Origin of the sequence: Dechloromonas denitrificans (genome assembly GCF_001551835.1) — a bacterium.
Taxonomy (GTDB): Bacteria; Pseudomonadota; Gammaproteobacteria; order Burkholderiales; family Rhodocyclaceae; genus Azonexus; species Azonexus denitrificans.
Genome location: NZ_LODL01000002.1, coordinates 162,685 through 175,587, shown reverse-complemented (window position 1 = coordinate 175,587; position 12,903 = coordinate 162,685). Strand labels below are relative to the sequence as shown.

The following is a 12,903-nucleotide window of genomic DNA, read 5'->3' as shown; positions in this document are numbered from 1 at the left end:
TCGATGGCCACCACATAGTGCGGCTCACCCAGCGGCAGCGGCATGTCGTACAACAGTTGCATCTTGTCGTTCGAAATGTCGATCAGCTGGTGATTCTGCGGATGCAAGGGGCCAACCGGATTGAAACGGTCGATCGACAGCTTGTTCAAAGCCACCAGATAACGGCCCTTCGGATCAGCCGAGTCACCCTCCATCGTCACCAGGTGACCGATGTTGTAATGCACGGAAATCTTGTCCAGCACCTTACCCTGGCAGTGATCCCACTTCACGACCTGCGAATCGACATACAGCGAGGTATAAGCGATACAGGACTTCGAATCGTACTGGGTATGCAAGGGGCCCAGACCCAACTGCACCTGGGTGTGCAGCGCATCCTTCATGCCGATCACCGGAATGCCGTACGGATCCTTGGATTCGAACTTGTTGGCCTTGATCGCGGCCTGGATCTTCTCGAAGGAGTAGACCGAGACGTGCGTGTCGAGCTTGCCGGCCACGGTCAGGAACTTGCCGTCCGGGGTAACATCGACACCGTGCGGCGACTTCGGTTCCGGAATCAGGAAGAGGATGCCTTCCTTGATTGCCGTTTCCATCATCAGCACATTGTGGCCGTTGATCTTCTTGGCCTTGCCCTGAGCAACCAGCTCGGCCGCCTTCTTCCAGTTGATCACGTGCAGATAGTCGGTGTCCTTGGCAGAACAACCGGCTTCATACGGCGGGCGACCCTTCTCGATACCGCCGACATAACGCTCGGAACAGAACGAATTGGTGAACGACCAGCCTTCGGACGGGCCCTTGCCGGCATCCGACAAATCCTGCGAGTACGGCGGCAGTTCGAGGGAGAACGATTCCTTCGGATCGATGCGGCCTTCCTTGCGGTCGAACTTCCAGTACGTCACGCCACCGCGATACTTCTCGTTGAACTCTTCGAGCGGATAGAACTTCTTGTTCTCAAGCGGCGCAGCGTACTGGGCGGCTTCGATCACATACTCGGTATTCGGCGTCACGAAAGCGCCACCGTGCTCCGACTTGTAGATCGGGTTGACCACGATCTGCTTGGTTTCGAAGTCACGCAGGTCGATCACGGCGAGGCGCGGATTGGCCTTGTCGTTGATGAACAGGAACTGACCGTCGTACTTGCCCTGGGTTTCGGAAATGGCCGGATGGTGCGTATCGCCCCAGTTGATTTCCTTGCCGTCGATATTGCCCTGACGCAGCACGGCCTTGGAATTCTCATCAAAGCCATAACCCTGCCAGGGTTCCGGCGTGAAGACGCCGATGTACTTCAGGATGCGCATGGACGGAATGCCATAGACGATGACCTGGCCGGACTGACCACCGGAGCTGAAAGCCAGGAATTCGTCACGCTTGCCGGTCGGGACATAGGTCTTGGACGCAGCGAGCAGATCCTGCTGGCTGAGACCACGACGCTTCATCACGTCCTGCAGCGATTCGGCGGCCCACGAGGTGGCAGCGCCGAGGCCGATCGTGGCTGCGACGAGCATCACGGTCGTTTTGACTGCAAATTTATTCATCTGATTTCTCCCACTTGATAAGAAGATCACTTCTAGTCCCCCATCGGCGCAGCAACCTTTACAGCCGCTGCGACAATTTGCCGCACACTGTATTCCAGCCAAGTTGTGAAAAAATTGATCTTTGCTAATTCCTGCAGGCTTCCTTGAAGGAAAATGCAGCCTGCTCCAGTGGCGAAAGGCCTGTGCTAGTCCAGTGAATAAGAAAATCCTGATTGATGCGATCGGTATCCTGCTGATCGCTTTGGTGGTCGTCGTTGGTTACAAACTTTCGCCCATCCTGTTGCCCAAAGCGGATTTGACCGTGCAGCCGGAGGCCGGCTGCGATCTGCACAAACTGCCCTGCGCGGCAGTGCTGCCGGAGGGGGGGCGGGTCGAATTGTCGTCGAGCGTCCTGCCGATCCCGATGGTCAAGCCGTTCAAGGTGCAGGTAGCGATCAGCGGCCTGAAAGCGTCGCGGGTCGAAGTCGATTTCACCGGCATCGACATGAACATGGGGTTGAACCGGCCGGTGCTGGTCGATCAGGGCGGTGGCCGCTTCGTGGCCGAGGCCAACCTGCCGGTCTGCATTACCGGCGAGATGGATTGGCAGGCGACGGTGCTGATCGAAAGCGGCAACCAGCGGATTGCCATTCCCTATCGTTTTTCCGGAGTTCCCCACTAAGCATGTCAGAACGCATCCTGCTGGCGATTGCCGCCCTTCTTGCCGCCCTGGTCGTCGGGCTCGGCTTGTTCTGGCACCCCGAGCCGACGGAATGGCAGTTGCCCAAGCTCGCTTCGGCCAATGGCGGCGATTTCACCTTGCAGTCGGTCAATGGCCCGGTATCGCTGAGCGACTACCGGGGCAAGGTCGTGCTCGTCTATTTCGGCTATACCTATTGTCCGGACATCTGCCCGACTTCGCTGGTCGCCACGGCCGAGGGCCTGAAACAGTTGAAGCCGGAAGAGCTGGCCAAGGTGGCGATGGTCTTCATCTCGGTTGATCCGGAGCGCGATACGCCGGCTCGCCTGAAGGAGTATGTTGATTTCTTCCACCCGGCCATCGTTGGCGTCACCGGCACGCCGGAAAGCCTGGCCGACATCGCCCGGGCCTATGGTGCCTTCTACGCCAAGCAGCGGGTCGATACGGCGGGTGGCGGCTATGTCGTCGATCATTCGGCCGACACCTATATCGTCGGGCCGGATGGCAAGCTGGCCGGCAAGATTGCCCATGCCACGCCGCCGGACCAGGTGGTGGTGGCGCTACGCAAGTATTTGAACCAACCCTGAAGGAGTGCAATTCAATGAAACAACTTTCCCTGCTCGCCGCCGGCCTGATCTTCTCGGCCGGTGCCCTGGCCGGTGCCGCCGATAACGTTTCGGTGCAAGACCCCTACGTTCGTCTGGCGCCGCCCAATGCGCCGGCGACCGGTGCCTTCATGGTCATCAAGAACAACGGCGACAAGGACATCAAGGTGCTGAAGGCTGACAACCCGGTTTCCAAGGTTACCGAGTTGCATACCCATCTCAACGAAGGTGGTGTCATGAAGATGCGCCCGGTACCGGCGATCGACATCAAGGCCAAGGGTGAGGCCGTGCTCAAGCCGGGCGGCCTGCATGTGATGATGATCGACCTCAAGGCGCCGATGAAGGAAGGCGATGTCGTGCCGATCACGCTGAGCTTTGATGACGGCAGCAGCAAGGTGGTCGAGGCCAAGGTCGTCCGCCCGATGCCGGCCGCCAGCATGCCGATGGAACACAAGCACTGAAAATCGGTGTTTTCCGTGCGTTGACCGCAGTCCTGCGGTCAACGCCGGAAAAATGCCATTTTTCAAAGAGGGGGCCGGATGATTCCGGCCCTTTCAGCTTTTGGCCGGGTGTTTGCCGAGTTTGCGCTGCAGGGTCCGGCGATGCATCTTCAGGGCGCGCGCCGTGGCCGAGATGTTGCCGTCGTTTTCGTTGAGGACGCGCTGGATATGTTCCCACTCCAGGCGATTGACCGAGAGCGGTTCGTCCGGGGCGGCGAAGTCGACATCGGCGTTTTCTTCGTCGTCGAAGGCGCCGAGGATGGCTTCGATTTCGACCGGCTTGGCCAGGTATTGAAAGGCGCCGAGCTTGATTGCGTCTACTGCCGTGGTGATGCTGGCGTAGCCGGTCAGGACGACGATGCGGCAGGCCGGGTTGATTTCGAGCAGTTCCGGGATCAGCGCCAGGCCGGAGGCTCCATTCAGGTTGAGATCGAGGACGACCCGTGGCGGCGACTCGCGGCGCGCCAGTTCGAGGGCGCTGGCCGGGTCGAGGGCGCCGCGCGCCGGGTAGCCGCGACGTTCCAGCGTGCGGACGAGAACGCCGTTGAAGGCGGCGTCGTCATCGATGATCAGGGTCATGTCGTTCATGGTCCGGGCAGGGGAAGTTCGATGCGGGCCAGGGCGCCGCCGTCGTCGGGATTGCTCAGGGTCAGGCGACCGCCAAGCTGTTCGATGGCGGCACTGGTCAACATCAGGCCGATGCCGCTGCCGCGCTCGTGCGGCGGGAAGGTGCTGTGCCCGACGCGCTCCAGCACGTGTTGCGGAAAGCCGGGGCCATGATCGCGAATGTCGATGCAGAGATCATGGCTCGACCAGCCGAGGCGCAGTTCGAGGGGGAGTGGCTTGCTGGCGTTGGCGGCATTATTGAGCAGGTTGAGGATGGCCTGCTCCAGTCGCGGGTCGGCCAGGATGGCCGGGGCCGGGCCGTCGCTGGTGAGCACCAGCCGGCAGCTGACTTGTGGCCGGACAGCGTGCCAGTGCTGGCGGATGGCATCGAGCCAGCGATCGGCGGCTTCCTTCTGGGCGTTTTCCAGACGTTCGGCGCCGGCGCGGCGGGAGAGCACGGTGATGATGTCCTTGCAGACGCCGATCTGTTGGCGGAGCAGGGCGATATCGTCGCGGGCCGTCTGCGGCAGGTTCGGGTTGTCGGCAAACTCGTGCGCCAGTTCGCCGGCGAGCAGCGCCATGGTGCCGAGCGGCGTGCCGAGTTCGTGGGCGGCGCCGGCAGCCAGCGTACCCATCGCCATCACCCGTTCGTCACGCAAGGCCTGTTCGCGGGCGGCCGCCAGTTCGGCGTCGCGCAGGCGGATCAGGCGGGTCATGCGGACCACGAACCAGGCGATCATCGTCGCCGAAACGACGAAGGTCAGCCACATGCCGATCAGGTGCAGGCGGGTGGCACGCGTCGCATCTGGCATCGGCAGCGGAATGTAGAAAACCATCAGCAGCGAGTAGGCGACGACGGCGATCAGGCCGATGCCGAGCACGCAATGCCCGGGCAGGGTTAGCGCGGCAATCGCCACCGAGGGCAGGAGCAAAGAGACGAGCGGGTTGGTGGCGCCGCCGCTGAAAAAAATCAGGGCGCCCAAGGCGCAAATGTCGATCAGCAACTGGCTGAACAGTTCATAAGGCGTGGCGCTGCGGGCCTGGCGCAACCGCCAATGGACGGCGGCATTGAAGCACAGCGTGATGGCCAGCACGGCGAGCAGCGGCATTTGCTGGATGGGAATGTCGAGCAGGCCGGGCGCGATCATCACCAGCAGGAACATCAGGGCCAGCACGATCCAGCGGCTGGCGACCAGTCGGCGCAGGTTGGCCAGGTGGTCGGTTCCGTCGGCAGCACAGGAGATGAAAGGCATGGGGCGAATTATGCGTGATTTGTGTCAATTTTCAGATGCTGGTCGCGTGCGACAATTAGCCGCAGTCTGCCTTGGAGTGATCTTGCATGTTGAAACGCCTGTCTTTTGCCCTGTGTCTTGCCGGTATGTTGTCCGCCAACCCGGTTGCTGCGGTCGACCTCGAAAAAGGCAAGGAAATCAACGGCACCTGTGCCGCCTGCCACAGCGACAACGGCCAGGGTGGCAAGAAGGGTGAATACCCGCGCATTGCCGGCCAGCAGGTCAAATACATCGAAACCCAGCTGAAGAATTTCCGGGCGCGGACCCGGGTCAATATCCCGATGTTCCCCTACACCCAGGAGCGCGAACTGTCGGATACCGACATCAAGGATATCGCCGCCTATCTGACCGGCATCGAGCTGGATACCAAGATGCCGACTTATACCGGCAAGGAAGATGCGCTGACCAAGCTGCTGATGGCCGAGAAGGTGATGATCATCCCGCGCGCCGAGGGCGACCTCGACAATGGCGAGAAGCTTTACAAGAAGCAGTGTGCGGCCTGTCACGGCAAGACGGGGCGCGGCCGCGGCATGTTCCCGATGCTGGTCGGCCAGTACACCAATTACCTGCAGCGCCAGGTCGAGCTCTATCTGAAGGGCGATCGGCCGCATGACGAAGAGGGCACGGTTGGCGTGCTGAATGGTTTGAAGGCGCAGGATATCCAGGACATCCTGGCCTATCTGACCTCGATCCAGGAGCCGAAGGAATGAAGCGCTATGCGCTGGCCACCATTGCGGCAGTACTCGCCAGCAGCGCCTGGGCGCATGGTCACCCGGCGCCGGTCGACGACAGCATGCCGGATGCCCAGCGCATCCGCTTCTGCGAGCGCGTTCGCGACCATGCCCTGCAGGCTTTCTACAATCGCGACAAGGGCCGGCCGATGAAGCTGTTCGAGGAGGACGGCAGCGACGGAGCGCGCATCACCAACCTGATCATCCAGCGCATTTACGAAGAGCCGCAGATTTCCAGCCCGAAGAAGGCGGAAACCTTCGGCCGGGCGACCTGCAACGAGATGATGGGCAACAAGCTGGCGCCGGAATAGGCGCCAGTTGATTAGTCGGTAAAGGCGGCGCTCAGGGCGGCGATCATATAAGCATGGTCGAGCACGCCGGCACTTTCGCGGATGCTGTGCATGGCCCACATCGGCGAGCCGACATCGACGCTGGGAATGCCGAGGCGCGAGGCGACAATCGGACCGATCGTGCTGCCGCAACCGAGATCGGTGCGGTGGGCATATTGCTGGCAGGGCACGCCGGCCTTGTCGCAGAGCGCCATGAAGCGGGCGGCGGTATCGGCGCTGGTGCTGTAGCGCTGGTTGGCGTTGCTCTTGATGACCGGGCCGGCATTGACCAGCGCCCGATGGCAAGGCTCGTAGGCGGCCGGAAAATTCGGGTGCCAGCCGTGCGCCATGTCGGCGCTGATGAAGAAGCTGCGGGCCAGCATCCGGCGCTGGTCTTCGCCATCCAGCCCGGCCTGGCCGGCGAGGCGACCGACCAGGTCGGCGATGAAGCTGCCGCTGGCACCGGTGGCGCTTTCGCTGCCGACTTCCTCATGGTCGAAGAAGGCAATCAGGCAGGTTGCTGCCGGCTCTGGCGTGGCGAGCAGGGCATTCAGCGCGGCGTGGCAGGAGGCCAGGTTGTCGAGCTGGCTGTTGGCGACGAACTCGCGGTCGACACCCCAGAACGTGCCTTTTTGCGTGTCGTAGGCATTCAGTTCCCAAGTCAGCAGGTCGTCGGCCTCGACCCCGAGCGCGGCGGCAATCGGCTGGCGGAAACGGCGGTCGGCGCTGCCCCCTTCCTCGCTAATGCCGAGCAGCAGCGGCAATTCGGTCTGCTTGTTGAACTTGAGGCCGTTTTCGTTAACCTCGCGGTTCATGTGGATGGCCAGATTGGGCAGGCGGAGCAGCGGCTCGGCAAAGCGGACGAGGCGGGTGAAGAAGCCGTCCGCCGTGCGGACATTGACCCGGCCGGCCAGCGACAGGTCGCGGTCGGCGAAGGTGGCGAGCAGCGGGCCGCCATAGACTTCGACGCCAAGACGCACCATGCCGGCGGCGTCCTCCGCCGGTTTCGGCTTGAGGCGCAGGCCCGGCGAGTCGGTATGGGCGCCGATCAGGCGCAGCCCGCTTTCGGCAGCCGGCTGACTGCCGACGATGAAGGCGATGATCGAGGCGCCGCCGCGGACGACGTAGTAACGGCCGCCGGCAACCAGATGCCAGCGGTCGACTTCTTCCAGACGGCAAAAACCGGCCGCTTGCAGGCGGTTTTCACAGCTTTCGACGGCGTGCCACGGACTGGGGCTGGCGTCGATGAAGTCGAGCAGGTCTTGCGCCTGGGTGCGGGCAGTGGCGGGGATGATCATCGTTGGTTTCCTTCCTTGCTGCAGGCGGCGAGCAGGGCTTCGGCGACGCGTGAGTCGTAGAGCATGGCGATGTGGCCGACGGCCGGCAGCTCGACATCGGTGGCGCCAGGCAGGCGCTGGCGGTCCTGCGGCATGGCGTAGTTGTCGTAGGGGTTGCGCAGGCTGACGACCGGCACTTTCGGCGTTTCGCCGGCCATGTCCTGCAGCCACAATGAATCGGGTTCCATTTCGCGGGCGTTCTGGCCGAAGCCGACGCGGGCGATTTCGGTTCCGGCGTGCGGGGTGGCGAGCGTCACCAGCTTGGCGATCCGGCTGCTACCGTGGCGGGCCAGGTAGGAACGGCAGACCAAGCCGCCCATGCTATGCGCGACCAGGGTCAGCTGCTTGGCGCCGGTCGCCGCGCAGACGGCTTCGATGCGCTGGTTGAGCAGCGGCACCATCTTGCCCATGCTGGTGTAGGGCGGCACCAGGCTGACGCTGGCTACCGCGTAGCCGGCGGCTTCGAAGCGCCGGCGCAGTTTCCACCAGACCCCGCGGCTACAGCCGTAGCCATGCACCAGCAGCACGACCGGGCGGCCGGACGGCAGGCGATCGGCCGGCATCCACAGGCGTTCGAGCGGCAGCACGATGAGGAAGGTGAGCAGGAAAGCCAGGTATTCGTCCCACATCAGCCGGGCCGTACTCGCAAAGCCGAGGCGCGGCGCCGGCGAGGCGAAGGCCATGCCGAACATCCAGGTCACGGCATTGATGCTGGCGCGCACGCCGAGCAGGGTGCCGATCGCCAAGGCAATCGCGTAGGGCCAGTCGAGATGCAGGCCAAGGCGGGCGAGGGCGAGGTAGCCGGAGATTTCCAGCGCCATCCAGAGCAGCAGCGAAACAGGAACCATGCTGTTCAGGCCGCCACTTCGGTTTTCGGCAGCCAGATGCAGGCGCCCTTGGATTCCTTGTCGATCACCTGCAGCACCCGTTCATGCTCGGCAATCTCATCGGGCGCCGCTCGGCGGACAATGAGCGGCTTGCGCTGGCGAACCACGCCATCCGCCCCGAGTTGCGGGCGGGGGGCCGAATCCGGCTCGATCATCAGGCTGTTCTGGCCGCGCGTCATGGCCAGGAAGACGTCGGCCAGCAGTTCGGTGTCGAGCAGCGCGCCGTGCAGCGTGCGGCTGGAGTTGTCGATTTCGTAGCGTTCGCACAGCGCGTCCAGGCTGTTGCGCTTGCCCGGATGGAGGTCCTTGGCCATGCGCAGCGTGTCGATGACGCCGTTGCAGACGGTTTCGACCGGGACGCGATCAAGGCGGCGCAGTTCGGCATTCAGGAAGCCGATGTCGAACGGCGCGTTGTGGATGATCAGTTCGGCGCCATTGATGAATTCGAGGAACTCATCGACGATGTCGGCAAACTTCGGCTTGTCGGCGAGGAACTCCAGCGAAATGCCGTGCACCGCCTGGGCGCCGGCGTCGATCTCGCGTTCCGGGTTGGTGTATTTATGCAGATGGCGGCCGGTCAAGCGCCGATTCTCCATCTCGATGCAGGCCACTTCGATGATGCGATGGCCCGAGCGGGGGTCGAGGCCGGTGGTTTCGGTGTCGAGAACGATCTGTCGCATGCTTATCTCTTCAATTCGTCGATGCCGCGGTTGGCCAGCGCATCGGCGCGTTCGTTTTCCGGGTGGCCGGCATGGCCCTTGACCCAGATCCATTCCAGCTTGTGCGGCTTGACCTGGGCATCGAGCCGTTGCCAGAGGTCGGCATTCTTCACCGGCTTCTTGTCCGCCGTTTTCCAGCCGTTGCGTTTCCAGCCGTGGATCCACTCGCTGATGCCTTTCAGCACATACTGCGAGTCGGTGTAGACCTTGCCGGCGATCGGCCGCTTCATGGCTTCGAGGGCGCGAATCGCCGCCATTAGTTCCATGCGGTTGTTGGTGGTTTCCGGCTCGCCGCCCCACATTTCCTTTTCATGCGGCCCGACGCGCAGGATCGCGCCCCAGCCACCGGGGCCGGGATTGCCCTTGCAGGCGCCATCGGTAAAAATTTCAACGTTTTCTTCAGCAGACATCGCTTTCCTTGTGTGCCACCGGGCGCAGCGCCTTGGCGCGCACCGGCTTTTGTCGCCAATTGGGAGTAATCAAGTGCATGGCGTGAGTGCGCTTGATGGCGCGCAGCATGTAAACACCGCCGGAGAAGCTCCACCAGCGATTGCCGGCCGCCTCCAGCATCTGCCAGCGTTGCAGCCATTGTTGGGTTTCGCAGGGCGGGGCATAACAGCCGTAGGTGCCGCCGTCGACTTCGAAGCCGAGCAGCTTGAGCCAGTCGCGCAGGCGCTGGGTCGACAGGTAACTGCCGTTCCACGGGAACTCACCCGACCGCTTCAGGGTTTTCTTGGCGCCCCACAGCGACAGCGGGTTGAAGCCGACGATAATGACCTGACCTTCCGGAATCAGGATCCGTTCGGTCTCGCGCAGGATCTGGTGCGGGTCGTCGCTGAATTCCAGGACGTGGGGCAGGACGACGAGGTCGGTGCTGTGCGAGGCGAAGGGCAGGGCGCTCAGGTCGCAGAGGACATCGACCGGCCCGGTGCAGCCGGCCCGTTGGCGCAGCGGAATGCGGTTGGCGCGCAGGAAATCGTATTGCGGCAGACCGCATTGCAGCGCATTGAAGCCGAAAACGTCGGCCACCGCGTTGTCGAGGACCGCCTGTTCCCAGTTCAGTACGTAACGTCCCTGGGCCGTATTCAGCCAGCGATCGAGGCCGGGAATTGACATCCGCTGCTCCTGGCTCGATAGTTCCGGCATGTTTACGATCTCACTCATTCCCGCGTTCAAGGACAATTACATCTGGCTGCTGACCCAGGGCCAGCACGCTGCCGTGGTCGACCCCGGCGAGGCGGCGCCGGTCATCGCCCGGCTGGAGGCCGAGGGGCTGACGCTGGAAAGCATCCTGATCACCCATCACCATGCCGATCACCAGGGCGGCGTCGGCGCACTGGCCGAGCGCTGGCAGCCCACGGTCTTTGCCCCGGCTGCCGAGTCTATCACAGGCTGTAATCACCCCCTGCGCGGCGGCGAACGGATCGAGGTGCTCGGCCAGACGGTCGAGGTCATGGCGGTGCCCGGCCATACGCTGGGCCATCTGGCCTACTACGCGGCGCCCGCCCTGTTCTGCGGCGACACCCTGTTCGGTGCCGGTTGTGGTCGTCTGTTCGAGGGTGCGCCGGCACAGATGGCGGCTTCGCTGGCGATGCTTGCCGCGCTGCCCGATGAGACGCTGGTTTATTGCGCCCACGAATACACCGAAATGAATTTGCGTTTTGCGCTGGCCGTAGAGCCTGAAAGCCCAGCCTTGCAGCAGCGGGTGGCGAAAGTGGCGGCGCTGCGTGCGGCTGGCCAGTCCAGCGTGCCGGCGACGCTGGGTGAGGAAAAAGCGACCAATCCCTTCCTGCGTTGCGAGGAAGCGGCCGTCGTGGCGGCCGGTTTGCAACATGCTGCGGTCGACCGTTCAAAAACGGCAATTTTCACCGCCATCCGCGCCTGGCGGAACAGCTTTTAAGCTGCTTTCTGGCGCAGGCGAGCCGTCACCTTGGCCAGCGCATCGAGGACGCGGGCCGCATTGAAGGGTTTGATGATAAAGCCGCTGGCGCCGTTCATGATCGATTCCTGAACGGTGTCGGGGTCGGCGTTGCCGGTAATCATCACGATTTCGGTCAGTGGCCGGGCGGCCTTGATTTCGACCAAGGCTTCCAGGCCATCCTTTTCCGGCATCATGACGTCCAGGCAGATGATGTCCGGCTTCAGGCGTTCTGCCATGTCGACGGCGATGTTGCCGTTACGGGCCTCGCCGATCACTTCGTATTCTTCGCCGCGCAAAATGCCGCGCAGGATGCCGCGCATCATGTCGTTGTCGTCGACAATGACGATGGTCGTTCGTTTGCTATTCATGATCAGCCAGCATGGCATCGGCCCGGACCACCCGGTCACGGCCTTCGTGCTTGGCACGATAGAGGGCGCGGTCGGCGGCCTTGATCAGGTCATCGTGCAGGCCTTCGGTATCGGGAACCTGGGCGGCAATGCCGATGCTGAGCGTGACCCGGCCGTGCGGCGAGCCAGCGTGCGGAATATTCAGGGCATGCAGGGCATGGCGGATTTTTTCGCCGACAAAGAGGGCGCCGCCAATGGCGGTTTCCGGCAGGATCGCCGCAAACTCTTCGCCACCATAGCGGGCGGCGACGTCGGAGGCGCGTTCCATGGTCCGCTGAATGACGCCGGCGACCTGACGCAGGCAGTCATCCCCGGCCTGGTGGCCGTAGGTGTCGTTGAACAGCTTGAAATGATCGACGTCACACATCAGCAGCGCAATGCTGTTCGAGGTGCGGCGGGCACGACGCCATTCGCGGGAAATGTATTCGTCGAACAGTCGGCGATTGGCGATGCCGGTCAGGCCGTCGCTGGCCGACAGGCGTTTCAGTTCCTGATTGGCGGTATCCAGTTTGCGGGCGAGGACGACCAGCGAGGTGCGCATCTGGATGATGCGCTGCATGGCGCGAATCTTGGCGCCGAGCACGACTTCGCTGATCGGCTTGTGCAGGTAGTCGTCGCCACCCGAGGCGATGCCACGTTCGATGTCTTCATCCTTGCCGAGCGAGGAGAGAAAGATGATCGGCGTCCAGTTTTCGGCTCTTTCCAGACCGCGCAGGCGCTGGGCGACGGCGAAACCGTCGGTATCGGGCAGGACGACGTCGAGCAGGACGATATCGGGATGTTCCGACTGAAAAATCTCGATGGCCTGGGCACCGGTTTCAGCCTTGACTGCCGTCGCACCCAAGCGCTCGACATACTGGGTGAGAACCAGCAGATTGGAGCGCGTATCTTCGACAATCAGGATTTTCATGGCGGACTTGGAGAATTGGCCGCCCGAAGTCTAACGACAATATGTCCAGAAGAACAGCAGCGCGGCGGCCGATATCCCAATGGCAACCAGGCCCCAGATGGTGCCCTGGATCAAGGCCTGGCGCGCCTCGTAATGGCCGGCCCGTTTCCTGCAGTCGAAATAGCGCTGAAATTCGCCGAAGGTGACGACGACCGCCAGGCCAAAGAAAATCATCCCGCAAAACAGGAAAATGATCGGCCCGTTCGACAGGTCGCGGCAGGAGGCAGCGGTGTAATGCAGGTAACGCAGTACCGAGTCGGTCTTGAAGGCAAACTGACTGACGGTATAGGTGAGCAGGCCGAAGCCGGTCAGCAGGGCAAGGCCCAGCCAGGTTTCGCCACGCTTGAGCTGGGCAGCCAGATTCTTCAGTTCGTCAAACAGCCATTTCATGAATTATTGCCGCGTTTCG

Annotated in this window: 17 protein-coding genes; 6 read left to right on the top strand and 11 right to left on the bottom strand. The window is 62.6% G+C overall.

Annotated elements, in window-relative coordinates:
• Positions 1 to 1,532, bottom strand: a 1,532-nt coding sequence (gene nosZ, locus AT959_RS00790) for a Sec-dependent nitrous-oxide reductase (RefSeq protein ID WP_066879464.1), incomplete at its 3' end; no start/stop codon positions are given.
• Positions 1,533 to 1,725: 193 nt separating this feature from the next.
• Here nosZ and AT959_RS00785 point away from each other — a divergent pair.
• Genes AT959_RS00785 through AT959_RS00775 form a run of 3 tightly spaced genes read left to right on the top strand, consistent with a single transcriptional unit; the run spans position 1,726 to position 3,277 of the window.
• Entirely contained in the window at positions 1,726 to 2,193 is a 468-nt protein-coding gene (locus AT959_RS00785) for a hypothetical protein (RefSeq protein ID WP_066879461.1), read from the top strand.
• A gap of 2 nt (positions 2,194 to 2,195) precedes the next feature.
• The gene (locus tag AT959_RS00780; protein WP_066879458.1) at positions 2,196 to 2,798 is read left to right on the top strand and encodes an SCO family protein; all 603 of its coding nucleotides are present in this window, start codon (positions 2,196 to 2,198) and stop codon (positions 2,796 to 2,798) included.
• Between the two features lie 14 nt (positions 2,799 to 2,812).
• Positions 2,813 to 3,277 (top strand): copper chaperone PCu(A)C, encoded by a 465-nt coding sequence (locus AT959_RS00775; RefSeq protein WP_240481650.1) that lies wholly within the window; start codon positions 2,813 to 2,815, stop codon positions 3,275 to 3,277.
• A gap of 93 nt (positions 3,278 to 3,370) precedes the next feature.
• Here AT959_RS00775 and AT959_RS00770 read toward each other — a convergent pair whose 3' ends face one another.
• Both AT959_RS00770 and AT959_RS00765 read right to left on the bottom strand, forming a co-directional pair.
• Positions 3,371 to 3,904 (bottom strand): response regulator transcription factor, encoded by a 534-nt coding sequence (locus AT959_RS00770; protein ID WP_066879452.1) that lies wholly within the window; start codon positions 3,902 to 3,904, stop codon positions 3,371 to 3,373.
• Complete coding sequence (locus tag AT959_RS00765) at positions 3,901 to 5,175, bottom strand: ATP-binding protein (protein ID WP_066879449.1); 1,275 nt, start codon at positions 5,173 to 5,175, stop codon at positions 3,901 to 3,903. Before AT959_RS00765 ends, AT959_RS00770 begins: the two co-directional genes overlap by 4 nt.
• An 86-nt stretch (positions 5,176 to 5,261) precedes the next feature.
• Here AT959_RS00765 and AT959_RS00760 point away from each other — a divergent pair, with 86 nt between their 5' ends.
• Together AT959_RS00760 and AT959_RS00755 are read left to right on the top strand one after the other, a co-directional pair.
• Positions 5,262 to 5,924 (top strand): c-type cytochrome, encoded by a 663-nt coding sequence (locus AT959_RS00760; protein WP_066879446.1) that lies wholly within the window; start codon positions 5,262 to 5,264, stop codon positions 5,922 to 5,924.
• Entirely contained in the window at positions 5,921 to 6,256 is a 336-nt protein-coding gene (locus AT959_RS00755) for a hypothetical protein (RefSeq protein ID WP_066879443.1), read from the top strand. Before AT959_RS00760 ends, AT959_RS00755 begins: the two co-directional genes overlap by 4 nt.
• A gap of 11 nt (positions 6,257 to 6,267) precedes the next feature.
• Here AT959_RS00755 and AT959_RS00750 read toward each other — a convergent pair whose 3' ends face one another.
• Genes AT959_RS00750 through AT959_RS00730 form a run of 5 tightly spaced genes read right to left on the bottom strand, consistent with a single transcriptional unit; the run spans position 6,268 to position 10,333 of the window.
• Positions 6,268 to 7,572: a M18 family aminopeptidase gene (locus AT959_RS00750; protein ID WP_066879440.1), complete on the bottom strand. Its 1,305-nt coding sequence runs from the start codon at positions 7,570 to 7,572 to the stop codon at positions 6,268 to 6,270.
• A complete protein-coding gene (locus AT959_RS00745; protein ID WP_066879437.1) occupies positions 7,569 to 8,459 on the bottom strand; it encodes an esterase/lipase family protein in 891 nt (296 codons plus the stop codon). Before AT959_RS00745 ends, AT959_RS00750 begins: the two co-directional genes overlap by 4 nt.
• A gap of 5 nt (positions 8,460 to 8,464) precedes the next feature.
• Complete coding sequence (gene dnaQ, locus AT959_RS00740) at positions 8,465 to 9,178, bottom strand: DNA polymerase III subunit epsilon (RefSeq protein WP_066879434.1); 714 nt, start codon at positions 9,176 to 9,178, stop codon at positions 8,465 to 8,467.
• A 2-nt stretch (positions 9,179 to 9,180) separates the two neighbouring features.
• Positions 9,181 to 9,627, bottom strand: a complete 447-nt coding sequence (gene rnhA / locus AT959_RS00735) for a ribonuclease HI (protein WP_066879431.1) — start codon at positions 9,625 to 9,627, stop codon at positions 9,181 to 9,183.
• Entirely contained in the window at positions 9,617 to 10,333 is a 717-nt protein-coding gene (locus tag AT959_RS00730; protein ID WP_066879501.1) for a class I SAM-dependent methyltransferase, read from the bottom strand. The genes rnhA and AT959_RS00730 overlap by 11 nt, the downstream gene beginning before the upstream one ends.
• A 28-nt stretch (positions 10,334 to 10,361) precedes the next feature.
• Here AT959_RS00730 and gloB point away from each other — a divergent pair, with 28 nt between their 5' ends.
• Entirely contained in the window at positions 10,362 to 11,117 is a 756-nt protein-coding gene (gloB, locus tag AT959_RS00725) for a hydroxyacylglutathione hydrolase (protein WP_066879429.1), read from the top strand.
• Here the strand turns inward: gloB and AT959_RS00720 are convergent.
• From AT959_RS00720 to AT959_RS00710, 3 genes are read right to left on the bottom strand one after another with little or no spacing between them, the layout of a single operon-like run.
• A complete protein-coding gene (locus AT959_RS00720) occupies positions 11,114 to 11,506 on the bottom strand; it encodes a response regulator (protein WP_066879426.1) in 393 nt (130 codons plus the stop codon). The two genes, gloB and AT959_RS00720, sit on opposite strands and share 4 nt — an antisense overlap.
• Positions 11,499 to 12,455, bottom strand: coding sequence for a diguanylate cyclase (locus AT959_RS00715; RefSeq protein ID WP_066879423.1), 957 nt, complete (start codon positions 12,453 to 12,455; stop codon positions 11,499 to 11,501). Before AT959_RS00715 ends, AT959_RS00720 begins: the two co-directional genes overlap by 8 nt.
• Positions 12,456 to 12,485: 30 nt before the next feature.
• Positions 12,486 to 12,884 (bottom strand): hypothetical protein, encoded by a 399-nt coding sequence (locus AT959_RS00710; RefSeq protein WP_066879420.1) that lies wholly within the window; start codon positions 12,882 to 12,884, stop codon positions 12,486 to 12,488.
• Positions 12,885 to 12,903: the final 19 nt, after the last annotated feature.